The organism is Streptomyces sp. TLI_55 (genome assembly GCF_900206255.1).
Lineage (GTDB): Bacteria > Actinomycetota > Actinomycetes > Streptomycetales > Streptomycetaceae > Streptomyces > Streptomyces aquilus.
In genome coordinates, this window is the sequence record NZ_OAOJ01000001.1 from 6,412,202 (window position 1) to 6,437,704 (window position 25,503).

Annotated in this window: 17 protein-coding genes; 7 read left to right on the forward strand and 10 right to left on the reverse strand. The window is 70.4% G+C overall.

Annotated features, from left to right (window positions below; genetic code table 11):
• Positions 1-3: 3 nt before the first annotated feature.
• Entirely contained in the window at positions 4-3,786 is a 3,783-nt protein-coding gene (locus tag CRP56_RS29745) for a LamG-like jellyroll fold domain-containing protein (protein WP_097269160.1), read from the reverse strand.
• A gap of 305 nt (positions 3,787-4,091) precedes the next feature.
• Here CRP56_RS29745 and CRP56_RS29750 point away from each other — a divergent pair, with 305 nt between their 5' ends.
• Positions 4,092-4,667, forward strand: coding sequence for a hypothetical protein (locus tag CRP56_RS29750; protein ID WP_097269162.1), 576 nt, complete (start codon positions 4,092-4,094; stop codon positions 4,665-4,667).
• 145 nt (positions 4,668-4,812) lie between these two features.
• A complete protein-coding gene (locus CRP56_RS29755; protein WP_097269164.1) occupies positions 4,813-6,315 on the forward strand; it encodes an AAA family ATPase in 1,503 nt (500 codons plus the stop codon).
• A 39-nt stretch (positions 6,316-6,354) separates the two neighbouring features.
• On the opposite strand, the gene CRP56_RS29760 is transcribed toward CRP56_RS29755, so the two are convergent.
• Both CRP56_RS29760 and CRP56_RS29765 read right to left on the reverse strand, forming a co-directional pair.
• On the reverse strand, positions 6,355-7,224 hold the full coding sequence (locus CRP56_RS29760) for an aldo/keto reductase (RefSeq protein ID WP_097269166.1): 870 nt from the start codon (positions 7,222-7,224) through the stop codon (positions 6,355-6,357).
• A 1-nt stretch (position 7,225) separates the two neighbouring features.
• A complete protein-coding gene (locus CRP56_RS29765) occupies positions 7,226-8,140 on the reverse strand; it encodes an NAD-dependent epimerase/dehydratase family protein (protein ID WP_257041208.1) in 915 nt (304 codons plus the stop codon).
• 45 nt (positions 8,141-8,185) lie between these two features.
• Between CRP56_RS29765 and CRP56_RS29770 the strand changes: the two genes are divergently transcribed.
• From CRP56_RS29770 to CRP56_RS29785, 4 genes are all read left to right on the forward strand, one after another.
• On the forward strand, positions 8,186-8,695 hold the full coding sequence (locus CRP56_RS29770) for an Lrp/AsnC family transcriptional regulator (protein WP_179851158.1): 510 nt from the start codon (positions 8,186-8,188) through the stop codon (positions 8,693-8,695).
• Between the two features lie 29 nt (positions 8,696-8,724).
• Positions 8,725-9,111, forward strand: a complete 387-nt coding sequence (locus tag CRP56_RS29775; RefSeq protein WP_097274593.1) for a MerR family transcriptional regulator — start codon at positions 8,725-8,727, stop codon at positions 9,109-9,111.
• 17 nt (positions 9,112-9,128) lie between these two features.
• Complete coding sequence (locus tag CRP56_RS29780; protein WP_079306119.1) at positions 9,129-9,443, forward strand: thioredoxin family protein; 315 nt, start codon at positions 9,129-9,131, stop codon at positions 9,441-9,443.
• 155 nt (positions 9,444-9,598) lie between these two features.
• Positions 9,599-11,857, forward strand: coding sequence for a HelD family protein (locus tag CRP56_RS29785; protein ID WP_097274595.1), 2,259 nt, complete (start codon positions 9,599-9,601; stop codon positions 11,855-11,857).
• Here the strand turns inward: CRP56_RS29785 and CRP56_RS29790 are convergent.
• From CRP56_RS29790 to CRP56_RS29815, 6 genes are all read right to left on the reverse strand, one after another.
• A complete protein-coding gene (locus CRP56_RS29790) occupies positions 11,821-12,669 on the reverse strand; it encodes a hypothetical protein (RefSeq protein ID WP_097269170.1) in 849 nt (282 codons plus the stop codon). The genes CRP56_RS29785 and CRP56_RS29790 overlap by 37 nt on opposite strands.
• Positions 12,670-12,735: 66 nt before the next feature.
• The gene (gene glgB, locus CRP56_RS29795) at positions 12,736-15,219 is read right to left on the reverse strand and encodes a 1,4-alpha-glucan branching enzyme (RefSeq protein WP_097269171.1); all 2,484 of its coding nucleotides are present in this window, start codon (positions 15,217-15,219) and stop codon (positions 12,736-12,738) included.
• Positions 15,220-15,246: 27 nt separating this feature from the next.
• The gene (locus tag CRP56_RS29800; protein ID WP_097269173.1) at positions 15,247-16,617 is read right to left on the reverse strand and encodes a maltokinase N-terminal cap-like domain-containing protein; all 1,371 of its coding nucleotides are present in this window, start codon (positions 16,615-16,617) and stop codon (positions 15,247-15,249) included.
• Between the two features lie 93 nt (positions 16,618-16,710).
• Positions 16,711-18,411, reverse strand: a complete 1,701-nt coding sequence (gene treS, locus CRP56_RS29805) for a maltose alpha-D-glucosyltransferase (protein WP_097269175.1) — start codon at positions 18,409-18,411, stop codon at positions 16,711-16,713.
• Entirely contained in the window at positions 18,408-20,477 is a 2,070-nt protein-coding gene (locus CRP56_RS29810; RefSeq protein WP_097269177.1) for an alpha-1,4-glucan--maltose-1-phosphate maltosyltransferase, read from the reverse strand. The genes treS and CRP56_RS29810 overlap by 4 nt, the downstream gene beginning before the upstream one ends.
• 227 nt (positions 20,478-20,704) lie before the next feature.
• Positions 20,705-21,907: a S8 family peptidase gene (locus CRP56_RS29815; protein ID WP_097269179.1), complete on the reverse strand. Its 1,203-nt coding sequence runs from the start codon at positions 21,905-21,907 to the stop codon at positions 20,705-20,707.
• Between the two features lie 355 nt (positions 21,908-22,262).
• Here CRP56_RS29815 and CRP56_RS29820 point away from each other — a divergent pair, with 355 nt between their 5' ends.
• Entirely contained in the window at positions 22,263-24,884 is a 2,622-nt protein-coding gene (locus CRP56_RS29820) for a glycosyltransferase family 1 protein (RefSeq protein WP_097269181.1), read from the forward strand.
• 44 nt (positions 24,885-24,928) lie between these two features.
• Here CRP56_RS29820 and CRP56_RS29825 read toward each other — a convergent pair whose 3' ends face one another.
• On the reverse strand, positions 24,929-25,456 hold the full coding sequence (locus CRP56_RS29825; protein ID WP_097269183.1) for a DUF1990 domain-containing protein: 528 nt from the start codon (positions 25,454-25,456) through the stop codon (positions 24,929-24,931).
• Positions 25,457-25,503: the final 47 nt, after the last annotated feature.

Genomic DNA, 25,503 nt, shown 5'->3' on the forward strand with positions numbered 1-25,503 from the left:
AGGTCAGTCGCCGACCACGGCCGTCTTGTGGTGGGCGCTCTGCACCGCGCCCGCCCACATCCGGATGTGGTTGACGCGGCCCGGCACGTGGTTGCCCCACGCGCTGTTCAGCCAGCCCTTGCCGACGGCCACGCCGCCGCTGCTCGCCGGTGCCGTGTACTGCGTGGGCTCGCCCTGCCGGTCCACGAGGAAGAGGGAGATGGTCTGGTTCTGGGCGTCGTACGCGCCCGTGAGCTCGACGTCGGTGCCGAGCACGGCCGCGGCGTCGCTCTGCACCGACGCCCCGTTGCCGTCGGCGGTCAGCAGGCCGAAGTGCCACCGGCCGAGCGCCCAGGTCTCGAACTTCGGCTCACCGGTGGCCTCGTCGATCACAGGGTCGCCGTTCTCGTCCAGGACCTCATGCCCCTGGGAGTCGAGGCCGGTCTTCTCGAACCACAGCCCCCAGGACGAGCCGCCGGCCGTGCGCTGACCGAGGACCTGCGCGCGATAGCCGTTCGGCTTGTCCTTGAGCGCCGCCCCGTCGACCATCGTTTCCACGGCCACCGTGAAGGAGCCGGTGGTGTCGACGAGCGGTGAAGCGGACTCGGCACCGCCCGTGCCTTCCAGGACCAGGGACTCGCCGTCCAGCTTGGCGCCGCTGCCCACGGTGAGCGTGGGGCCGTAGTTGCTGGTGGTGTCCTGGATGGTGCTGCCAGACGCTCCGGAGGCGTTCAGGTCGGCCACCAGTTCCAGGTGGGGCAGTCCGGTGCCGTCGGGGCCGTCGGTGAGCCGGGCCTCGTCCGCGATCTGGACGTCGGACTGGGCCGCCTGCCAGATCGTCACCTCGTCGACCTCACCGGCGAAGGGGTCGGCGTAGGCGCCCTTGTACTTCACCCGGCCGATCTGGAAGCCGCCGTTCGCGGACCAGTTGCCGGTGATGGTGTCGGTGCCCTGGATTCGGCCGTTCACGTACAGCGACAGGACGTTCTTGTCGTGGTCCACCACCGCGGCGAGGTGGGTCCACACGCCCGTCTGCGCCGGGTCCTTGGCGTTGACCCGCTGGTTGCTCAGCGACGTGGACGCGAGGTCGGCGTCGGCGAGGCGCACGCACCAGGTCTTGCTGTCCTCGCAGTAGCTGAGAAAGAAGGGGCTGTAGTACGTGCCGTCCTGGCCGGCCACGGTGAAGTTCCGCCCCGTCGCGTCCAGCCGTACCCATGCGGCGACGGTGTACGACGCCGCGGTCTGCAGGACCGGCTCGGTGGTCGAGGCGTACGCCGAGTTCGTCACCTTCAGCGCCTGGTCCTGGCCGAGAACGGCTGTCGTGGTCTCGGTGGCGGGCTGCTTGACGATCTCACCGCGGCGCCCGTCGGGTGTGCGGACGGCGCCCGCGGACAGGGTGAGGTCGTCGCGCAGAGCGCTGTCCGTGGTGGAGGTGTCGACGGCCGCGCCGCTCGGCTCGTCGAAGTTCCAGTGGGCGACCGGCTTGGGTCCCTCACTGACGAGGAACCGGACGATCTGCTCGTCGCCGCCCAGCGGATAGGCGGCCGACTTGGCCTGCACATGCAGCAGATAGGTGCCGGAGGACGGGGGAGTGAAGGTCGCCTTGTAGGTGGAGCCGCTCGTCCACGCCGACCAGGCGGAGTCCGAGGAGAGCCGGTACCGGTAGCCGCTGTTGGTGCTCGTCTCGCCCGCGGCGGGACCGAACACGGCGGTGCCGGACTTGCCGGGCCCGCCGCCCGCGACGCAGGAACCGCCCGTGACGCATTCGCTGTACGTGGTCCAGGACGTGATGCTCGGCTTCTGCGGGGCCTTGCTGTCCACCGTGAAGTAGCACCAGGCGCTCTGCAGACTGGACAGGAAACTCTGGTCGCTGTTGTAGAGGGAGTGTGTATAGGCCCGGTAGCGGTGCAGTTTGCCGTCGGCCAGGGGGGTGTTCCAGTCCTTCGTCTGCGCGGGGAATCCCTTCAACGTACTGCTGTACGCCACATATCCGCTGGTCGGCTTCAACGAGGAGGTGGTCGGCTCGGGCGCGTCGGACCAGGTGGTGCCGTTCTTCACGTCCACGTCGAAGTAGATGCGCAGCCGGGCGCCGGACTCACCGCCGGCCGCCGTCTCAGGAGTGGCGAGCAGATCGGGCTTGGGGTCCGTGATGATGCTGGGGGACGACTCCGACTTGCTGCACACTCGGCCGGCGCCGGCCTTGACGCCGGTCTCGGTGGGGGTGGCGGGCGTGCTGACGTAGTCGACCGTGAGGACGGCGTCGTCGTCGAACCGCTTCCAGGACACCGTGTCCGACTCGCTCTTGGCCATCAGCATCAGCGTCAGCCGGGGGAACGATCCGGCCGCGAAGGACCGGACGGTCGGGGTGAGATTCTCGTCCGGCTCCTCGGCGTAGTCGTGGAAGCGGATCGGCGCGGCGGGCTGGGCCGGTGAGCAGGCGGAGCCGCGGCCGGCGGAGACATTCCGGTCGCCCATCTGGTCCAGCTTGGTCGGGCCGGGCCACTTGCTGGACGAGGAGATGGGGTCGGTGCGCTCCAGGTCGACCCAGCGCGCGTCGCAGGAGAACGACCAGGTCTCCGTCACGTTGAACTCGGCGTCCAGAACGTGCTTGCCCTTCAGTTTGTCCGGGGCGAACTCGAAGTACATGCGGTTCACATAGCCGTTGCCGCAGTAGTAGGTGACGCCGCCGATCACGGCGGAGCCGCACTTGCCGACGCTCATGCCGTTGGTGCCGCCGGAGAAGTTGTAGAAGACGTCACCGTCGGACGACAGCACCGTGCGCTCGGACTCGTTCAGTTCTACCGAAGGGTCGATGTAGAGCGGCAGTTCGGCCTGGGTGGTGCCGGTGAGAAGGCCGGCGTCGGGGACGACACGGACGGATTCCTTGTCGAGGACGACGTCCATCAGGGCGGAGTCGTCGCCGGCGCCGGGGCCGTCGAGAGGGTTCTCGTCGGCGGGGCCGGTCACCGGGACGGGGTCGGACCCGGTATCGGCGCCGCCGGTCCGGGCCGCGCCCAGCGGACGCAGCCCGGCGCTCTGGGCGGACAGGCCCTCGCCGTCGGCGGTGTCTCCGGCGGAGTTCCACATCCGGGCGCTCGGCGAGCGGAAGACGACCTGGCCGTTGCCGTCGACCACTTCCATGCTTCCGGCTGCTCCGGCCCGCGCCTGCAGCCCGTCGGTGTCCAGGTCGTAGCTGATGGCCCGCAGGCCGGGTGCGGCGGCGGCCTCCAGCGTCTCGACCTCCAGCACCTGCCGGAAGCCTTCCGGAGTCGCCGTCAGGATGAGGTTGACGTCCGGCCGGACGTCCTCGTAGACGGCTCGGGCCCCGTCCAGCCGGGGCTCGGGAAGAGTTCCCGGCCAGCCGAGGGACACCGACCGGCCGGCGTCGCCGATGGTGACCAGGTCCGCGCCGGAGCCACCGCCGGAGAACGACATCTCTACAGCGGCGGCCCGCGGCCCGACCGAGCCGTCCGCCCGCTTCACCAGCGTCGCGTCCGGCCGGACCCAGCCACCGTCCGCGGCGGCGACCCGGACCGGGACGATCGACTTCTCCAAGGTGAGCGTGGAGCCGTCGGGGTTGGCGAACACCGTGTCCCGCTCGGTGCGTTCCGCGACGACCTCCACCCGTTCACCGGTGGCCGCAGCCTCGGCGAGGGCCTTCTCGGAGGCGGTCAGTCCGGTGGCGTCCGACGGTGCGGCGCTCGCCCGGTCGGCGGCGAGCGGCATCCCTGGTGCCAGGGTCAGCGCCAGTGCCAGCGTGACTCCGGCACCCGCCAGGCGCGCCGCGCGCCCTCGGGTCGGTCTCATGAGGGTCTCCATCTGAGCGTGAAAACAAGCATCGGAATAGAACATATGTTCGATTGCATGGCGGGGGGGGGGGTGGCGTGAAAGGCCGAAGTGAAGACGGCTATCGGATGGGCGTCTGTAACCGGACGCGCCGCAACGGCTGGAACAACGAACCCCCCATGTGCACCCTGCTGATGCACCCCACCCCTGACGTGCTTGGATGCAGAGTACATGGCAAACACGTGGCAAACACATGGCAAATGAACAGGCTCCGCACATTCATGCGAGGATCCGGAGCCGATCCGTTCACATCGAGGGAAGAGTGCATGCGTACCACCACCGCCGGCAGAGCCGTACGGACAGCCGCCGTCGCCGCAGGGGCGGTGCTCGTCACCGGATGCGGCAGCGAGACCTCGCCCTCCGCCGAGGCCTCGACGGCGGCGACTTCACCGGCGGCGTTCGGGCAGAAGACGGTGCGGGCGGACCTCGACGCGGCGCTCGAGGCTGCCGGACTCCCGGAAGGCGAGACGGAGATGGGGTATCCCGGCGCCGGTCATCCGGCCGGTCAACGGTCCGCGGCGGAGCGGCGGAAGCTGGCCGCCCTCGCCGAACGGCTGTCACCGTGCGTGGTCTCCTGGAAGTCCACCGAGCCGCGCCGGCAACTGGACCTCGTGCTCTCCGGACTTGAGGCGCGGGGCTGGAAAAAGGGCGAACCGTACACGGAAGCGCCGATGACCGGGAGCAGCACGTACTTCCTGGCCACGTACAAGAAGCAGGGCTGGACCCTTGGCGTGCGGCACATCAGCACGGAGACCCAGGACCGGTCCAAGGTCATGGCCACGGAAGACACCTGCTTCGCCCAAGTCACCGACGAAGAGCTTGACCTTGTCGAAGCGCAGTGAACTCGGTCCCGCCCGGCTGACTCCTCCAGCCCTTTTCCGGACCCTTCGCCATCGCTTGCCCGAAATGCTTTGACCCGCCGACGCGTGGGGCCCAGGCTGGAGGGCCACCAAGGGCACAGTCACGGCACACGGAGGCGGACAGGGTATGGCGGAACCGGGCGAGGTCAGGACTGAGCTCCTCAGCACCGAGGAGTACGAGGCCAGGTACGGCGAGGGTCGCGAACCCTCGGCCCTCTCGATCGACCGCGTCAACGAGCTGTTCCACGAGTTCCTCCTGGCCGTCGCCCGCCCCAAGCGCGCCGACTCCGACCGCAGCCGCGACCTCGCCCAACGCCTTCGCGAGCACCTCGGTTCGGCACCCACGGACCGCCCGGTGGTGAAGACGGCGTACGCCCCCTACGACCTGCCCAACGTCCATCTCGCCCTGGAGCGCTGGTTCGCCGCCGACGGCCGCACCCACGAGCTGATCGGCATGCGCGGCGGCCGGCACCACGGCGAGCTCACCCTCGGCGACATCATCGACGCCGCCGACCGCTACGACCGCTTCGTCGTCGGCGCCGTCGACTACGCCCAGCTGCCGGTCTCCCCGGACGCCGAACTGGCCTGCGTCTCCTGCGGGTTCTACCTCGGCACGGAAGGCGACGAGCGGTTCGTCGTCCTGCTGCGCGGGCCGCAGGACGAGTACGGACGCAACAAGGTCGAGCTCGAAGTCCTCGCCGCCGACAAGGAGTTCGCGGACCGGCTGCTCGCCGAGGTCGACGCGCTCGTCCGCGAGCACAACATCTTCCGCGGCCAGGTCCTCTCCTTCGAGGGCTCGCAGTTCGGACACGGCCTCGGCCCGTTCCGGTTCCACCGCCGCCCGGACCTCACTCGCGACGAGATCGTCCTGCCGTCCGGCCTCCTGGATCGCGTCGAACGCCAGGTCGTGGGCGTGGCCCGGCGCCGCGAGCGGCTGCGCGCGGCCGGTCAGCACCTGCGCCGCGGCCTGCTGCTGTACGGCCCGCCCGGTACCGGCAAGACCCACACCCTGCGCTATCTCCTCTCCCACCTCCCGCAGTTCACCGTGGTGATCCTGTCCGGCGAGAGCATCAACGCCATCGGCCCGGCCTGCGCCCTCGCCCGGATGCTCCAGCCCGCCCTCGTCGTCCTGGAGGACTGCGACCTCGTCGCCGAGGCCCGCGACTACGGCGGCGGCGAACAGCCCCTGCTCTTCCAGGTGCTGAACGAGATGGACGGCCTCGGCGACGACGCCGACGTCGCCTTCCTCCTCACCACCAACCGCGCCGACCTGCTGGAACCCGCCCTCGCCCAGCGCCCGGGCCGCGTCGACCTCGCCGTCGAGATCCCCCTCCCGGACGCCGAGGGCCGCGCCCGCCTCCTCGACCTCTACGCCGGCGACCTCGGCCTCGGCCAGGACATCGCGGACGAGGTCGTGACCCGTACGGAGGGCACGACCGCCTCCTTCACCAAGGAGCTGGTACGACGCTCCGTGCTCATCGCCGCCGAACGCGAGTCGGCACGCACCGAGGCACGGGACGTCCGCGAGGCCCTCGACGAACTGCTGTCGGACCACGACCGGTTGACCCGACGGCTACTGGGAGTGCCCGGCGCGAGGGACATCGAGGACGAGGAGTGGACGGAGGACTAGCCGAGCGGCTCCAGCCGCCCAACCAGCGGCTTCAGCCGCCTAGCCAAGCGGCTCCAGCCTCGCCAACTCGGCCCCGCTCAACACCAGTTCGGCCGCCCCCGCCGAGTCCCTGATCGTCTCCGGACGGCTCGCCCCCGGGATCGGGATCACGGCCGGCGACCTCGCCAACAGCCACGCCAGGCCCACCTGTTGGGGGCTGGCCCCACGCTCGGCCGCGATCTCGTGGAAGGCGGCGAAGCGGCCGGCCGCCGCGAGGCCCGACGGACCGTCCAGCGAACTGCGCGAGATGCCGCCCAGCGGGCTCCACGGCAGGAAGGCGAGCCCCAGTTCCGCGCACAGCCGCAGCTCGGGCTCGCTGTCCCGGACCTCCGGCGAGTAGCGGTTCTGCACCGACACCAGGCGGTCACCGAGGATCGCTCGGGCCGTACGGATCTGCTCCGCATCCGCGTTGGAGACGCCGGCCAGCCGGATCTTGCCCTCGTCGAGCAGCTCGCGCAGCGCGCCGGCCGACTCCTCGAAGGGGACCGCGGGATCGGGCTTGTGCAGCTGGTAGAGGCCGATGGCCTCGACGCCGAGCCGCCGCAGGGAGCCCTCGGCGGCCCGCTTCAGATGACGTGGGTCGCCGTTCACCGTCCAGCTGCCGTCGGCCGGCCGGCCCCGGCCGCCCTTCGTGGCGACGAGAACGTCGGCGCCGGCCAGGGCGCGGGCCAGGAGCCGTTCGTTGTGGCCGGGTTCGGCGCCGGGGAGGTGGTACGAGTCCGCCGTGTCGAAGAGGGTCACCCCCGCGTCCAGCGCCGCTCGCACGGTCGCGACCGCGCGGTCTTCGTCCGGCCGTCCCTCGATGGACAGCGGCATCGCGCCGAGCCCCACGGCGCTCACCTTCAGGTCGCCGAGTGTGCGGTACCGCATGTCAGTTGCCGCCCTTCCCGAGCGTCTCCGCCACGGCCGACATGAGCCACACCGGTGCGGTGCGGAAGGTGAAACCGAGCCTGGTGGCACGGGAGTTGTCCATGCCGTAGGAGCGGAAGAAGGAGAACGGCGAGACCTCGCCGACCTCGACGAGCTGGAGCACGACCTTGCCCTCGGGAATCCGCGCGACGATCGCCTCGCACAGGTCCACGGTGGTCAGCGGGCCGTGGGAGGCGGCGTTGACCGGCCCCGTGAAGTCCTCGCCCACGGCCCACGCCAGGAAGTCGGCGATCTCCTCGACGTGGATGTAGGTGGCGGGCTGGTTCGAGAACGGCACCGCGATCGGCTCGCGGGCCCGGATGCGGGAGGCGTAGTGCTCCAGGCGTCCCGTGAAGTCGTCGTCCCCGCCCAGGACATGGGCCACGCGGACGGCCACGTAGGGGAAGTCGGGGGCAGCCGCGAAGACCGCCTCCGCCTGCCGCTTGCCCTCGCCGTAGTGGGCGTCGAGGAACTCCGGTTCGTCCCAGGGCAGTTCGAGATCGACGGGCACCGTCAGCGGATCGACGGCGTCCTCCCGTACGGGCGTGATGGAGTCCTCGTACTCGTAGACCTCGACCGTCGACGTCATCACATAGCGGCCGGTACGGCCCGTGAACACCCGCCGCGCGATCTCCGCCTGCCGCGGGGTGTAGCAGACCTGGTCGACGACCACGTCGAACGTGCGCGAACCGAGCGCCGCCACCAGGGACGTCTCGTCGTCGCGGTCGGCGACGAGATGCGTCGCGCCGGGCGGCGGAGTGGACGATCCCCGATTGAGGACCGTCACCCGGTCCCCGGCGGCCAGCAGTCGCGCGACGAGCCGCTTGCCGACATAGCGGCTGCCGCCGATGACCAGTATCTCCCGTGCCTTTCCCATGACCATAATTCTCCCGGCGCACATCCACGTCCTGAAGGGGTAACCATGGGAGTTCAGGCCGCGGCACCGAAAGAACCACGGCATCCGCGACCCGTCGCCGGCGAAACCTCGGCGGCCTTCGACGCGCTGGACCGGGAGATCCTCGGGCTGCTCCAGACCGACGGACGGATCAAGCTGAGCGAGCTGGGCCGCCGGGTGCGGCTGAGCCCTGCCGCCGTCACCGAGCGGGTGCGCCGGCTGGAGGCGGCGGGCGTGATCAGCGGATACGGCGCCCATGTCGTCCCGGCCCGGCTCGGCTACGGCATCCAGGCGTTCATCCGGGTCAACCCGCACGGCGGCTACAACCTCAAGCACCCGAGGACCCTGGAGCTGATCGAGCGCCCGGAGATCATCGAGGTGCACCACGCGGTCGGCGAGGACTGCTGGATCCTCAAGGTCGCCGTCCGGGACACCGTCCACCTGGAGGAGGTGCTCGAAGAGGTCTCCGCCCTCGGGCGCACCACGACCTCGATCGTGCTCACCTCCCCGGTGGAGCGGAAACCGCTGTTGCCTTGACGTCGGCGTAAAGGATTACGTTCGTGGACATGCGAATCGGCGAGCTGGCCGCGCGGGCCGGGACCACGACCCGGACGCTGCGGTACTACGAGTCACGCGGGCTGCTGCCCGCCCGGCGGGGCGGCAACGGATACCGGACGTACGACGAGAGCGATCTGAAGCTGCTGCGGCAGATCCGGACCTTGCAGGACTTCGGGTTCGACCTGGAGGAGACCCGGCCCTTCGTGGAGTGCCTGCAGGCCGGACACCCCGAAGGGGACACCTGTCCGGCCTCGCTCGACGTCTACCGGCGCAAGCTGGCGGAGCTTGACGAACTGATCGGCGAGCTTCAGGCGGTACGGGCACAGATCGGCGTGCGGCTGGCCACGGCCGGGGGCGAGGTGCCCCTGTGCGAACTGGGAGGGCAGGAGCTGTGATGCAGGCGACAGATGCTGTGACGGATGTGACGGACGCGGATTTCGCGGCCGAGGTGATCGGGGCCGAGCTGCCGGTGCTGGTGGAGTTCACGGCGGACTGGTGCCCGCCGTGCCGGCAGATGGGGCCGGTGCTGAAGGCGCTCGCCGCGGAGGAGGCCGGCCGGCTGAAGGTGGTGCAGTTGAACGTGGACCACAATCCGCTGACCACGAACGCCTACAAGGTGCTCTCCATGCCGACGTTCATGGTCTTCCGTGATGGTGAGCCGGTGAAGTCCATGGTGGGGGCCAGGCCGAAGCGACGGCTGCTGGAGGAACTGGCCGACGTCGTCTGACTTCTCATAACCAAAAAAATTCCCCTCGGCAATTGCGCCGGGGGGATTCTTTTGCTTAGACTCAATGGTTCGTGACTTTACGGGAATTGAGTCGCAGAGAAGTTCAGTAGGCACAGTATATCTGCGTGGGAGTGGAATTGTCAAACAGCGATGAAATTCGCGGTGAGCAGGAATTCATCGACACCCTGTACGCCCGCGTGGACGCGCTGCGCGGAGACACCGAGGCCGGAGTCACCGACGCCCTCGCCCAGGGCAACACGCCCATGCAGGCCCGGCTGGAACGGGACATCCTGGTCGCCGAGCGGTCGGGGCTGCTCGCCGCGCTCAACGCGGTCGACGGCTCGCTGTGCTTCGGCCGCATCGACCTGACGTCCGGGACCAGCCATCACATCGGCCGCATCGGACTGCGGACCGACGACGCCGAACGCACCCCGGTCCTCATCGACTGGCGCGCCGATGTCGCCCGGCCCTTCTATCTGGCCACCGGTCACACCCCCATGGGCCTGCGCCGCCGCCGGCACATCAGCACCGAGGGCCGTACGGTCACCGCCCTGCACGACGAGATCCTCGACCTCGGCGACCAGGAGCGCACCGGCCACGAGGACCCGACCGGCGACGCCGTGCTGCTCGCCGCGCTGGACGCCGCCCGCACCGGCCGGATGCACGACATCGTGCAGACCATCCAGGCCGAACAGGACGAGATCATCCGCGCCCCGCACCGCGGTGTGCTGGTGGTCGAGGGCGGCCCGGGCACCGGCAAGACGGCTGTCGCCCTGCACCGCGCCGCCTATCTGCTCTACGAACACCGGGAGTTGCTCGCCAAGCGGGCCGTGCTGATCGTCGGCCCCAACCCCGCCTTCCTCGGCTACATCGGCGAGGTGCTGCCCGCGCTCGGCGAGACGGGCGTGCTGCTCGCGACGGTCGGCGAGCTGTTCCCCGGCGTGAAGGCGACCGCCACCGACACCCGCGCGGCGGCGGCCGTGAAGGGCCGCGCCGACATGGCGGAGGTCCTCGCCGACGTCGTACGCGACTGGCAGGCGCTGCCCGACCCGGTGATCGCGATCGAGCACGACCGGGAGGTCCTGATGCTCGACGACGGTCTGGTGAAGATGGCGCGGGAGAAGACCCGGGCCGCGCGGCTGCCGCACAACGTGGCCCGCGAGCACTTCGAGGGCCACATCCTCAACACCCTCACCGAGCTGTACGCCGAGCGGGTCGGCACCGACCCCTACGACGGCAGCAGCCTCCTCGACCCGGCCGACATCACCCAGATCCGCGACGAGATCGCCGAGAACCCCGAAGTGTGGGCCGCCATCGACCAGTTGTGGCCCCGGCTGACCCCGCAGCGGCTGGTCGCGGACTTCCTCGCCGACCCCGTCGGCTACCTCCCCGACGAGGACGCGGCCGCCATCCGCCGCCCGGTGACCCGGAGTTGGACGGTGGCGGACGTGCCACTGCTCGACGAGGCCGCCGAACTCCTCGGCGTGGACGAGCGGGTGGCGCGGGCCCGCGCCGAGCGCGAGCGGGAGACGCAGGTGGCGTACGCGCAGGGCGTCCTCGACGTGTCGTACGCCTCGCGTACCTATGAGTTCGAGGACATCGACGACGAGGAGTCCGAGGTGCTGTCGGCGCACGACATCATCGACGCCGAGCGCTTCGCCGAGCGGCAGGAGGAGGACGACCACCGCAGCGCCGCCGAGCGTGCGGCGGCCGACCGGACCTGGGCGTTCGGGCACATCATCGTCGACGAGGCGCAGGAGCTGTCGCCTATGGCCTGGCGGCTGCTCATGCGGCGCAGCCCGACCCGCTCGATGACCCTGGTCGGCGACCCGGCCCAGACGGCGGAGGCGGCCGGTGTCGGCTCCTGGTCGGACATCCTGGAGCCGTACGTCGAGGACCGCTTCGAGCACACCCGGCTGGGCGTCAACTACCGCACCCCCGCCGAGATCATGGACCTCGCGGCGGCCGTCGTACGGGCCGAGAACCCGGACTTCGAACCGCCGAGCTCGATCCGCTCGACCGGTGTACGGCCCTGGGTCCGCGCCACCGACGACCTGCCCGGCGCCGTCGCCAAGGCGGTCGAGGAGCTGACCCCCGCCGAGGGCCGGCTAGCGGTCATCGCCCCGCGCCATCTGCACCGCAGGCTCGCGGCGCAGCTGGACGGAGTGACGGCGGGCGCCGAACCCGACCTCACCCGGACCGTCGTCCTTCTCGACCCGCGGCAGTCCAAGGGCCTCGAATTCGACTCCGTGCTGGTGGTCGAGCCGGGGCTGTACGGGACCAGCGACCTGTACGTGGCCCTGACCCGGGCCACGCAGCGGCTGGGGGTGCTGCACACCGGGCGGCTGCCCAAGGCACTGGCCGAGCAGCCGGCCGATCAGGAGGACGGGCTCGCCGTGGGGGTGGGGGAGTAGGTCGGGTGCAGGGACGGGGCGAGGGGCTCCAGGGGCGCGCACAGGGCGGTCGGGAAGGCCGGCTCCCTGTCGCGCACGGCCTGGCAGCCCCCTTCCGTCGTGCGGAAGAACGGCTTCCAGCCCGACTTCCCGGCCCGGTAGAACCAGCGGTCGCCGAGCCGGGACGCGCACGCGCTGTCCGCCTGGTCGTCGCAGGCCGGGCCGGTGCGCCAGGAGAGGTCCAGGACCAGCCACTTGCCGTCGCAGTGCTCCGCGTCGCTGGAGGTGTGCGTGGGCATGTCGACGGCCTTGATCGCCTGCTCGTAGGAGTCGGCGGTGCAGCCGGTGGCCGGCGGGGTGCAGCCCAGGTCGCCGCAGAGGCGCAGAGCGGGCGGCTTCGCACCCTGGGCGGTGAAGAGGGCGGCGGGGTAGCCGACCGCCAGCTCGCGGTGGCCCAGGGGCTCGGGGAGCTTGACCCGGGCCTTCCCCGTGGTGGTTTTCGTGCAGCCGGAGTCCAGGTCCCCGGACGGTGAGGTGAAGGTGACCTGGACCGGCACGGTGTTTCGCGTGACGGGCTCGGTGAGTGCCGCCTTGAGGTCGCGCACACAGGGCTTCGGGCCACTGGGCACGTCCACGTCGATGGTCACCGTGCGCTGGTCGGGGCCGAGTTCGGCCCCCGTGATCTGGGAGCGGGTGGGCGCCGACAGCGTCCACTCGGCCGGGGCGGTGCCGCCCTGGCCGGCCACCTGGGTGCCGCACCCGCCGAGCAGCAGTACGGCGAGTGCGCAGAGCAGGGCGGCCGCGGCCGCCCCGCGTTTGCCTCCGGATCGCATGAGCCCTCAATTCCCCCGTGGAGCACAGTCATCGACCCGGACCACTCTAATGAGTGCCGCTGTCGGCTACGCGGGCCGTAGCCAGACCGTGGCCAGCGGCGGCAGCGTCAGCTGGACGCTGGCCGGGCGGCCGTGCCACGGGATGGCCTCCGGCTTCACCGCGTCCGGGTTGGTGACGTCGCCGCCGCCGTACTTGCCGAGGTCGGTGTTGAGGGTCTCGTGCCAGGCGGGGATGTCGTCCGGGACGCCGAGGCGGTAGTCGTGGCGGACGACGGGGGAGAAGTGGGAGACCGCCAGCAGGGGCGTGCCCTCGGCGTCGTAGCGCAGGAACGCGAAGACGTTGTCGTCCGCCGCGTCGCCGACCACCCACTGGAAACCGTCCGGGGCGGTGTCGCGCTGCCACAGCGCCGGGGTGTGGCGGTAGACGACGTTGAGGTCACGGACCAGGTCGCGGACGCCCCGGTGATCGGGCTCCGCCCCGTACGCCGGGTCCAGCAGCCACCAGTCGGGACCGTGCGCCTCCGACCACTCCGCGCCCTGGGCGAACTCCTGCCCCATGAAGAGGAGTTGCTTGCCCGGGTGGGCCCACATGAAGCCCAGGTACGCCCGCTCGTTGGCGCGTTGCTGCCACCAGTCGCCCGGCATCTTCGACACCAGGGACCGCTTGCCGTGGACGACTTCGTCGTGGGAGATGGGAAGGACGTAGTTCTCGCTGTACGCGTACACCATCGAGAACGTCATCTCGTGGTGGTGGTACTTGCGGTGCACCGGCTCGTGCTGGACATAGTCGAGCGAGTCGTGCATCCAGCCCATGTTCCACTTCAGCCCGAACCCCAGCCCGCCGCTCCCGGTCGGCCGGGTCACCCCGTCCCAGGCCGTGGACTCCTCGGCGATGGTGACGACGCCCGGCACCCGGCGGTACACGGTCGCGTTCATCTCCTGGAGGAACGCCACCGCGTCCAGGTTCTCCCGGCCGCCGAACACATTGGGCGTCCACTGGCCCGGCTCGCGTGAGTAGTCGAGGTAGAGCATGGACGCCACCGCGTCCACCCGCAGCCCGTCGATGTGGAACTCCTCGCACCAGTACACGGCGTTGGCGACAAGGAAGTTGCGCACCTCGCGGCGGCCGAAGTCGAACTCCAGCGTGCCCCAGTCGGGGTGGGCGGCCCGCAGCGGGTCCTCGTGCTCGTACAGCGGCCGCCCGTCGAACTCAGCCAACGCCCAGTCGTCGCGCGGGAAATGGGCCGGCACCCAGTCCATCAGGACGCCGATCCCGGCCTGGTGCAGGGCGTCGACCAGGTACTTGAAGTCGTCCGGCGTGCCCAGGCGGGCGGTCGGCGCGTAGAAGCCGGTGACCTGATAGCCCCAGGAGCCGCCGAAGGGGTGCTCGGCGACGGGCATCAGCTCGACGTGCGTGAAACCCAGGTCCTTGACGTACGCCGGGAGCTGCTCGGCCAGCTGACGGTAGGTCAGACCAGGTCGCCAGGAGGGCAGATGCACCTCGTACACCGAGAAAGGCGCCTCGTGGGCCGGCGTGTCCGCGCGCCGCGCCAGCCACGCCTCGTCCTGCCACTCGTGGTGGGAGGCGTGCACGATCGACGAGGTGGCCGGCGGGACCTCGGTGTGGCGGGCCAGCGGGTCGGCGCGCAGCGTCTTCGAACCGTCCGGGCGGGTGATCGCGAACTTGTAGAGCTCGCCCTCCCCGATGCCGGGCACGAACAGCTCCCAGACGCCGGAGCCGCCGAGCGAGCGCATCGGATGGCCCGTGCCGTCCCAGAAGTTGAAGGTGCCGGCCAGGCTGACGCCGCGGGCGTTCGGCGCCCACACCGTGAAGCGGGTGCCGGTCACGCCCTGGTGGGTCATCGGCTGGGCACCGAGCGCCGTCCACAGCTCCTCGTGCCGACCCTCGCCGATCAGATACAGGTCCAGCTCGCCGAGGGCGGGCAGGAAGCCGTACGCGTCCTCGATCTCCTGCTCCGAGCTCTCGTACGTCACGAGCAGCCGGTAGTCGGGGACCTCCTGCATCGGGAGGAGGCCGCTGAAGAACCCGTCCCCGTCGTCGTGCAGCTCGGCGCGCAGGGTGCCGGTGAGGACGGTGACGGACAGGGCGAACGGCCGGAAGGCGCGGAAGGCGATGCCGCCGGGCACGGGGTGGGCGCCGAGGACCGCGTGCGGGTCGTGATGGGTGCCGGAGAGGAGACGGTCGCGGTCGTGGGCGTCGAGGGCGGGGGAGACGGGCGTCTCGGGCACGGGGGCGGGCGCCGGGGCGAGGGTCTTCTTGGCCTTCGTGACGGTCTTCTTCGCCGCCGCCTTCTTGGCGACCGCCTTTGTGGCCGTCGTTTCCTTTGCGGTCGTCTTCTTCGCCGTCGCCTTCTTCACGGCCGCCTTCTTGACGGCTGCCTCCTTCTTGACCGCCGCCTCCTTCACGACCGCCTTCTTCGCCGTCGCCTTCTTCACGGCCGCCTTCTCGGCCGGCGCTTTCTTCGCTGCTGCCTTCTTCGCTGTCGCTTTCTTCTTCGGGTCCGATCCGCTGGGCGTGGGCGGAGTCACGGGGGAGCCTCCTCGGCGAACGTGAAGTCAGAACAGGTCGGATGTGGCGTACCGCTCGATCGCCGCCATCGGCACCGGCAGCCAGTCCGGGCGGTGCCTGGCCTCGTAGACGACCTCGTAGATCGCCTTGTCCGTCTCGTACGCCCGCAGCAGCACCGGATCGGTGCGCGGGTCCGAGCCGCTGACCTCGGCGTATCCGGAGCAGTACGCGGCCCGGCAGGCGTGCGCCCAGCCCGGCGCCGGAGGGTCGGCCGACAACGCGGCGTAGTCGAAGGAGCGGAGCATGCCGGCGACGTCCCGGGCCGGCGGCTGCGGCAGCCGCCGCTCGGCCAGCGGCTTCGACGGCTCGCCCTCGAAGTCGATCAGCGACCACTGCCCGGCGGGCGAACGCAGGCACTGGCCGAGATGCAGATCGCCGTGGATGCGCTGCGCGGTCCAGGTACGGCCCTCCGCGGCCAGGTCGGCCAGCGCGCTGAACGCCGAGTGCAGCCCGGGCGCGTACGGCGTGAGTGCGGGCACCGCCTGGACGGCCGCGTCGAGGCGCTCGACCATGCCGTCGACCAGCAGACGCAGCTGCGCGGCGCCGAGTGTCACCGACGGCAGCGCGTGGGCCAGTGCCGTGTGCACCTCGGCGGTGGCCCGCCCGAGTGCCCGCGCCTCCGCGCTGAAGTCCTCGCCCTTGGCCAGCTCGCGCAGCGCCAGCTCCCAGCCGTCCGCCGCGCCCTGCACGAAGGGCTGCAGCACACCGAGGACGTACGACTCCCCGTCCAGCTCGGCGTTCAGCCACGCCGTCGGCGCGGGCACCCGGGGGCAGCCCTCGCGGGCCAGCGCCAGCGGCAGCTCCAGGTCGGGGTTGACGCCGGGCACGACCCGGCGGAGCAGTTTCAGGATGAACGTATCTCCGTAGACGACGGAGGTGTTGGACTGCTCGGCGGTCATCACGCGGGGCACCAGACCGGGCCGGATGTCCTGCCCGGGGTCCCGTTCGAAGCGGAGTCCGCCGATGCGGGCCCGCGAGCGCAGCGCCTCCAGGAGCACCTCGGCGGCCCGCGGGTCGTGCAGGGCCTCGTACACCGTCCGGCCGGCGAGCGGGCCCTCCTCCACATGTCCGATCAGCGCGGGCGCGAGATGGGGTGGCAGCGCCTCGCGCACGCCTATGAGGAGCTGGTAGCAGTCCCATGGGGCGGCCGGCTGATGGGCCTGGACGAGCAGGTGGTAGAGGCCCAGCCTGCGGTCGACCGGCAGCAGCTCGGTGGCCGCGACCAGCGTGAATCCGGTGACCGGGCGGCCTTTGCCGGCGAACCAGCGCTGCCGTGGCAGCCATTCCCGCAGGAGTGGATCGAGTGACGCAAGCAGGCCCGGACTCGTCGTGGCGGTACGGGTGACGGCTTCCGACATGGCGTCGCGTCCTTTCCCCGGGGGCGGGGTGTTACTGATGCGTGCCCAGGGCGGGGCGGGAGAAACAGGGAATCAGCCGCCCCGCCGGGTCTCTCAGGCGGCGTCCTTGCGGAGCCGGAACCAGTAGAAGCCGTGCCCCGCCAGCGTCAGCAAGTAGGGCAGCTCGCCGATGGCCGGGAAACGCACCCCGCCGAACAGCTCCACCGGGTGCCGCCCGTTGAACCTGCTCAGGTCCAGCTCGGTGGGCTGCGCGAAGCGGGAGAAGTTGTGCACGCACAGGACGAGATCGTCCTCGTACTCTCTCAGGAACGCGATCACCGCCGGGTTGGACGACTGGAGTTCGGTGTACGAGCCGAGTCCGAACGCCAGGTTCTGCTTGCGGATCTCGATCATGCGGCGGGTCCAGTGCAGCAGCGAGGAGGGCGACGACATCGACGCCTCGACGTTGGTGACCTGGTAGCCGTAGACCGGGTCCATGATGGTCGGCAGATACAGCCGGCCGGGGTCACAGGACGAAAAACCTGCGTTGCGATCCGGTGTCCACTGCATCGGGGTGCGGACGGCGTCGCGGTCGCCGAGCCAGATGTTGTCGCCCATGCCGATCTCGTCGCCGTAGTAGAGGATCGGCGAGCCGGGCAGGGAGAGCAGCAGAGCCGTGAACAACTCGATCTGGTTGCGGTCGTTGTCGAGCAGGGGCGCCAGACGCCTCCGGATGCCGATGTTGGCGCGCATCCGCGGGTCCTTCGCGTACTCGGCCCACATGTAGTCGCGTTCCTCGTCGGTGACCATCTCCAGGGTCAGCTCGTCGTGGTTGCGCAGGAAGATGCCCCACTGGCAGTTGGCGGGGATCGCCGGGGTCTTGGCGAGGATCTCGGAGACCGGGTAGCGGGACTCGCGGCGCACCGCCATGAAGATGCGGGGCATGACCGGGAAGTGGAACGCCATGTGGCATTCGTCGCCGCCGGACTTGTAGTCGCCGAAGTAGTCGACGACGTCCTCCGGCCACTGGTTCGCCTCCGCCAGGATCACCGTGTCCGGGTAGGAGGCGTCGATCTCCTTGCGGACCCGCTTGAGGAACTCGTGGGTTGCCGGAAGGTTTTCGCAGTTGGTGCCCTCCTGCTGGTACAGGTACGGCACCGCGTCCAGCCGGAAGCCGTCGATGCCCAGGTCCAGCCAGAACCGCAGCGCGGAGATCATCTCCTCCTGGACCGCCGGGTTCTCGTAGTTGAGGTCCGGCTGGTGGGAGAAGAAGCGGTGCCAGAAGTACTGCTTGCGGACCGGGTCGAAGGTCCAGTTGGACGCCTCGGTGTCGACGAAGATGATCCGCGCGTCCTGGAACTGCTTGTCGTCGTCGGCCCAGACGTAGTAGTCACCGTAGGGTCCGTCCGGGTCCCGCCTCGACTCCTGGAACCACGGGTGCTGGTCGCTGGTGTGGTTCATGACGAAGTCGATGATGACGCGCATGCCGCGCTGGTGGGCGGCGTCGACGAACTCCACGAAGTCGGCGAGATCACCGAACTCGGGCAGGACGGCGGTGTAGTCGGAGACGTCGTAACCGCCGTCCCTCAGCGGTGACTTGAAGAACGGTGGCAGCCACAGGCAGTCGATGCCCAGCCATTGGAGGTAGTCCAGCTTGGCGGTCAGGCCCTTGAGGTCGCCGACGCCGTCGCCGTTGCTGTCCTGGAAGGAGCGGACGAGTACCTCGTAGAAGACGGCGCGCTTGAACCAGTCGGGGTCCCGGTCTTTCGCCGGGGTGTCCTCGAAGGTGTCCTGGACGGGCTCGTTGACGATCATGTTGTGGGTGACCCTCCGATCTGCGGGGTGGACGGTCGCAGGACGGTGAGGATGTGCGCGGGACGAGTGCCCGGTTCGAGACGCACGTAGTTCGCCCTGCCCCAGTGGTAGGTCTCGCCGGTGAGCTCGTCGCGCACCGGCACCGACTCGTGCCATTCCAGGCCGAGTTGCGGCATGTCCAACGAGACCGTGGCCTCCTGGGTGTGGTGAGGGTCGAGGTTGGCGACCACCAGAACCGTGTTCGAACCGCTCTGCTTCGAGTAGACGATCACCTCTTCCTTGTCCGCGTGGTGGAAGTGGAGATCGCGCAGTTGGCGCAGGGCCGGGTTCTCCCGGCGGATGGTGTTGAGGCGGGTGATCAGGGGCGCGATGGTGTCGGCCGTCTCCCAGTCGCGGGGGCGGAGCTGGTACTTCTCCGAGTTCAGGTATTCCTCGCTGCCCTGCCTGAGCGGGGTGTTCTCACAGAGTTCGTAGCCGCTGTAGATGCCCCAGGTGGGGGAGAGGGTGGCGGCCAGGACGGCACGGATCTCGAAGGCGGGCCGGCCGCCGTGCTGGAGGTAGGCGTGCAGGATGTCGGGGGTGTTGGCGAAGAAGTTCGGCCGCATGTAGGCGGCCGCCTCCCCCGACAGCTCGGTCAGGTACTCGGTGAGCTCCTGCTTGGTGTTGCGCCAGGTGAAGTACGTGTACGACTGCTGGAAGCCGATCTGCCCCAGGGTGTGCATCATCGCCGGACGGGTGAACGCCTCCGCCAGGAAGATCACGTCCGGGTCGGTGGCGTTGATGTCCGCGATCACCTTCTGCCAGAACACGACCGGCTTGGTGTGCGGGTTGTCGACCCGGAAGATCCGCACCCCGTGGTCCATCCAGTGCCGCAGCACCCGCTCCGTCTCGGCGACCAGACCGTCCAGGTCCGCGTCGAAGGCGATGGGATAGATGTCCTGGTACTTCTTCGGCGGATTCTCCGCGTACGCGATGGTGCCGTCCGGACGGTGATGGAACCACTCCGGATGCTTCTGCACCCAGGGATGGTCCGGGGAGCACTGCAACGCGAAGTCCAGCGCGATCTCCAGGCCGTGCCGTCCGGCTTCCTGCACGAAGTGGTCGAAGTCCTCGATCGTGCCCAGGTCGGGATGGATCGCGTCGTGGCCGCCCTCGGGCGAGCCGATCGCCCACGGCACCCCGACATCGTCCGGACCGGCCGACAGGGTGTTGTTGGGGCCCTTGCGGAACGTCGTCCCGATCGGGTGGATGGGCGGCAGGTAGACGACGTCGAAGCCCATCGCGGCGATCGCCGGCAGCCGGCGCGCCGCGGTACGGAAGGTGCCGTGCGGCCGCTCCGGGGTGCCCTCGGAGCGCGGGAAGAACTCGTACCAGGACCCGTACAGGGCCCGCTCCCGCTCGACCAGCAGGGGCAGCGGCTCGGAGGCGGTGACGAACTCCCGCAGCGGATGCGCCGCCAGGACCGCGTCCACCTCCGGCGTCAACGCCGCCGACAGTCGGGCCATGGCCGGGCGGGTCTCGTCCCGGAGGGCGGTCACGGTGGCCTTGAGGATCTTCCGCTGTCCCTTGGGGGCGCCTGCGGCGGCCCGTTCGTGCAGGCGGGCGCCCTCCTCCAGGACCAGTTCGGTGTCCATGCCCGCCGGGATCTTGATCCGGGCGTGGTGGCGCCAGGTGCTGATCGGGTCGCCCCAGGCCTCGACGTAGAAGGTCCAGTGGCCCTCGGCTCCGGGGGTGACGTCGGCGCCCCAGCGGTCGGTGCCGGGGGTGAGTTCGCGCATCGGCGTCCACGGGCCCGGCCGGCCCTCGGGGTCTTTCAGTACGACGTTGGCGGCGACCGCGTCATGACCCTCGCGGAAGACCGTGGCGGTCACCTGGAAGGTCTCGCCGGTGACGGCCTTGGCGGGGCGGCGTCCGTGCTGGACGACCGGGCGGACGTCCAGCACCGGTATCCGTCCGATCGTGGGGGTGCCGTCCGTGGAGGGTGGCTCCGAGGTGGACGGTGGCCCGGTGACGGCGGGCCTGGTGCTCGGTGTCGGGGGTGCTGACGAGTGGTGCGTGGCGGGCATGACCGCTCCTGTCCGCGTCAACTGGGGGTGGGCGGATGGCTGTGGGGAGGTGGGTCCTGCGTGGTGTTCTCGTGTGTTCCCATGATGTGGCTGGGGGACGTACCGGTGGAGCCTTCCCACCCTATTCGGGTGGGCAATCCGGCACTTTGTTAACTACTCACGCGTATGTCGGCACACAAGACCGGCCCCGTCCGCGTCGGACGGGGCCGGTGTCCGCATACCGTGCCCTAGGAGCCCGGCACCTGCAGGAGTTTGTCCGGTGAGCCCAGTCCGCGTGCGGAGATTTTGCCGGACGCCGCCAGTGTGACCAGCGCCTTCGCCACTTGTGCGGGGGTGGCCCGCGGGTGGTCGGCGAGGTAGAGCGCGGCCGTGCCCGCGGCGTGCGGGGACGCCATCGACGTACCCGAGTAGGTGGCTTTGGCGGTGTCGCCCTTGTTCGAGGTTGACGTGATCGAGACCCCCGGGGCGAACAGATCCAGGGCGGAGCCGTAGTTGGAGAAGCTCGCCCGGGTGTCGGTGGTGTCGGTCGCGCCGACCGTGATCGCCTGCTTCACGTCCGCGGGGGAGTAGAGGCCGGCGGGGAGCCCGTCGTTGCCCGCCGCGACGGTGTAGGTGACGCCGGACTTGATCGAGTTCTGTACGGCGGCGTCGAGTTGGGCGTTGTGGTAGCCGCCGAGGCTGAGATTGGCGACGGCGGGCTTCCTGGCGTGCTGGGTGACCCAGTCGATACCGGCGATGACCTGGGCCGTCGTACCGGAGCCCGTGTTGTCGAGGACCCGGACGGCGACGACCTTGGCCTGCTTGGCGATGCCGTACCTGGTGCCCGCGACGGTGCCGGCGACATGGGTGCCGTGGCCGTTGCCGTCACCGGCGTACTTGTCGTTCCCGACGAAGTCCCAGCCGTAACCGGCCCGTCCGCCGAAGTCCTTGTGCGAGATACGGATGCCGGTGTCGATGACGTACACCGTGACCCCGGCGCCCGCGGAATCCGGCCAGGTGTAGTTCTTGTCCAGCGGGAGGTCCGGCTGGTCGACGCGGTCGATGCCCCAGGACGGCGGGTTCTTCTGGGTGTGGTCGAGCGACACCCGGGTGTCCTGGACGACCGAGGCGACCCGCGAGTCCGCCGCGAGCAGCCTCGCCTGTCTCTCGTCGGCCTTGATCGCGTAGCCGTTGAGGACCGTGCCGTAGGTGTGGCTGATTTTCGCCCCGTACTTCTCGGCGAGGCTCTTTCCCGCCGACGACGGGGCCGTCGTTCCCCCCTTGAGTGTCACCAGGTAGCTTCCGCTGACGGAGCCGGGGGCTCCGGCGCCGAGTATCCGCCCCTCCGGTGCGGCGTGCGCGGGCAGGGTGCCGGCCGAAAGCGCGACGGTACAGATCGCCGCGGCCAAGCCCCCCGCCCGGCGCAGACGCCGGGTTCGCGTCCGTGCCATGGTGTGAGTTCCCCTCCTCGACTCGGCGTACGGCGGTCGTGGCGCGCCCGTGAGTCGGCCGGAAGCGCTCGGGGCCGGCCGGTGTCGTCCGGGTCTGGCCCTGTGTGACCGATACGCCAGTTGCAGCCTCTCGTGGGGTGTGAAGTCACCACAAGGACGCCTACGGGGGCGGAATCAGCCATACCGGCCATGGGGGGTGCGTGAAGGTTGCGACGATTTCCGGTCTGATTCCGATCCGTATGGCTTCCACGGCACCGTGGTTACGGCGGCCCCTGCACCGATACCGTCGGTGTCGACGACGGGACGCACAACGCGGTGCGTCCGCTTCCGCACGCCTGACGAGGTGGCAGTGCCCATGAAGGCTATCCGTCGCTTCACCGTCCGACCCGTACTCCCCGATCCCCTCCGCCCGTTGAGCGACCTGGCGCGCAATCTGCGCTGGTCCTGGCATGCGGAGACCCGCGACCTCTTCCAGTCGGTGGACCCCGAGCAGTGGGCCGCCTCGGGCGGCGACCCCGTACGCCTCCTGGGCAGCGTGCCGCCCCGGCGGCTCGCCGAGCTGGCGGAGGACCGCCGCTTCCTGCGCCGGTTGCAGTCGGTCGCCGACGATCTCCACGACTATGTCTCCGGCGAGCGCTGGTACCAGACCCAGCCCGGCGAACTCCCGGCCGCCGTCGCCTACTTCTCACCCGAGTTCGGCATCACGGCCGCGCTCCCGCAGTACTCCGGCGGCCTCGGCATCCTGGCCGGCGACCATCTGAAAGCGGCCAGCGACCTGGGCGTACCGCTGATCGGGGTCGGCCTGCTCTACCGCCACGGCTACTTCCGCCAGTCCCTGTCCAGGGACGGCTGGCAACAGGAGCACTACCCCGTCCTGGACCCCAACGAGCTGCCGGTGGCGCTGCTGAGGGAGGAGGACGGCACCCCCGCCCAGGTGTCCCTCGCCCTGCCCGGCGGCAAGCAGCTGCACGCCCGCATCTGGCTCGCGCAGGTGGGCCGGGTGCCGCTGCTGATGCTCGACTCGGACGTCGAGGAGAACGACCTCGGCGAGCGCGGAGTGACGGACCGGCTGTACGGCGGTGGCAGTGAACACCGCCTGTTGCAGGAGATGTTGCTGGGCATCGGCGGCGTGCGGGCGGTACGGACGTACTGCCGGCTGACGGGACATGCCGCGCCCGAGGTCTTCCACACGAACGAGGGCCACGCGGGCTTCCTGGGCCTGGAACGGATCGCCGAACTGTGCGCCGGGGAAGGCCTGGACTTCGACGCGGCACTGGAATCCGTCCGCGCCGGAACGGTGTTCACCACCCACACCCCGGTCCCCGCCGGCATCGACCGCTTCGACCGCGAACTGGTCGCCCATCACTTCGGCCCCGAGGCCGAGTTGCCGGGCATCGACGTCGAGCACATCCTGCGCCTGGGCATGGAGACGTACCCGGGAGGCGAGCCGAACCTCTTCAACATGGCGGTGATGGGCCTCAGGCTGGGCCAGCGGGCGAACGGCGTCTCGCTGCTGCACGGCCAGGTGAGCCGGGAGATGTTCTCGGGCCTGTGGCCGGGATTCGACGCGGACGAGGTCCCGATCACCTCCGTCACGAACGGGGTGCACGCCCCGACCTGGGTCGCCCCGGAGGTCCTCCGCCTGGGCGCCCGGCAGATCGGCGCCCAGCGCACCGAGGACGCGCTGACGGTCGGCGGGTCGGACCGGTGGGACGCGGTGGGCGAGATACCGGACCAGGACATCTGGGAGCTGCGGCGCGACCTGCGCGAGCAACTGGTCGTGGAGGTACGGCAGCGGTTGCGGGCGTCCTGGCGGCAACGGGGCGCGGGCAGCGCCGAGTTGGGCTGGATCGACGGGGTGCTCGACCCTGACGTCCTGACGATCGGGTTCGCGCGCAGGGTCCCGTCGTACAAGCGCCTGACGCTGATGCTGCGCGACCGGGACCGGCTGATGGACCTGCTCCTGCACCCCGAGCGCCCGATCCAGATCGTGGTGGCGGGGAAGGCGCACCCGGCGGACGACGGCGGAAAGCGCCTGGTCCAGGAGCTGGTGCGGTTCGCCGACGACCCGCGGGTGCGCCACCGGATCGTCTTCCTCCCGGACTACGGCATGGCGATGGCGCAGAAGCTCTACCCGGGCTGCGACATCTGGCTGAACAACCCGCTGAGGCCGCTGGAGGCCTGCGGCACATCGGGCATGAAGGCCGCGCTGAACGGCTGTCTGAACCTCTCCGTCCTGGACGGCTGGTGGGACGAATGGTTCCAGCCGGACTTCGGCTGGGCGATCCCGACGGCGGACGGCACGGGCACGGACCCGGACCACCGGGACGACATCGAGGCGGCGGCGCTCTACGACCTTCTGGAACAGCGGGTGACCCCCCGCTTCTACGAGCGCGGCCAGGGCGGCCTGCCCGACCGCTGGATCGAGATGGTCCGCCAGACACTGACGCTGCTGGGCCCGAAGGTGCTGGCCGGCCGCATGGTCCGCGAGTACGTGGAGCGGCTCTACACCCCCGCCGCGCACGCGCACCGCGCGATGGAGCCGGCCGCGGCCCGGGAGCTGGCGGGCTGGAAGGCGCGGGTGCGGTCCGCGTGGCAGAGCGTGACGGTCGACCATGTCGAGACGTCCGTGACGACCGCGACCGCGGAGCTGGGGACGACCCTGGGGCTGCGGGTCCGGGTCGGCCTGGGAGACCTCAGCCCCGAGGACGTGGACGTACAGGCCTTGTCGGGCCGGGTCGACGAGGAGGACAGGATCACGGACGCGCTGACGCTCCCCCTGAAGCCGGTGGGCGGTCCGGACGCGGAGGGGCGGTGGGTCTACGAGGGTCCGCTGTCCCTGGACCGGACGGGGCCCTTCGGGTACACGGTGCGGATTCTGCCGGCACACCGACTTCTGGCCTCCGGGGCCGAGTTGGGGCTGGTGGCGGTGCCTTCGGAGGGAGCGGTGGAGGCCGCGGGCGTATTGATGCGGTGACGGTCGGAGGGCTGGGTCCGGCTCAGTGGAGGGCTGGGCCGGGCTCAGTCCTCCTCCCCTCCGGACAGCCGGCGCAGGACCACACCGCAGCGGCGCGCGTAGGCGTGTTGCAGGCCCCGGGTCGCCGGGCCGCCCGCCCGGGCGTACCACTTCGCCGCCCGGCTGAACGCCGACACCGTCAGCCAGACCGTGCCGTCGCCGGTGCGGTCGACCACGAAGGACTCCTCGCCGCATTCCGGGTGGCCGGAAAGGGTGCCGTACGCCCAGCCCGCGCGGCGGGGTTCCTCGACCGTCCACACCACCCGGCAGGGGGCCTTGATCATGCCGGCCAGGGTGACCGTGACGTCGACCTCGGGGGCCGCCCGGTCGGCCGTGGCGTCGATGCCCACGCCCATCGCGCGGTGCATCTCCCAGGTCAGGACCGCTTCGGAGGCGCGGCGGAAGACTGGTTCGCCCTCGCCGAGGCGGGTGCGGACGTGCAGGGGGTGGAAGTCCGGCGGGCAGAAACCCGGCTTGCGGGTCGCGCCCACGTCGGTGTAGGTGAAGGTGTTGGGGGGCTGTATCGGCGGCATGGGAAACAAGGGTAGGGCGGCACCCCGGAATGCCTTCCTCCCGGGTG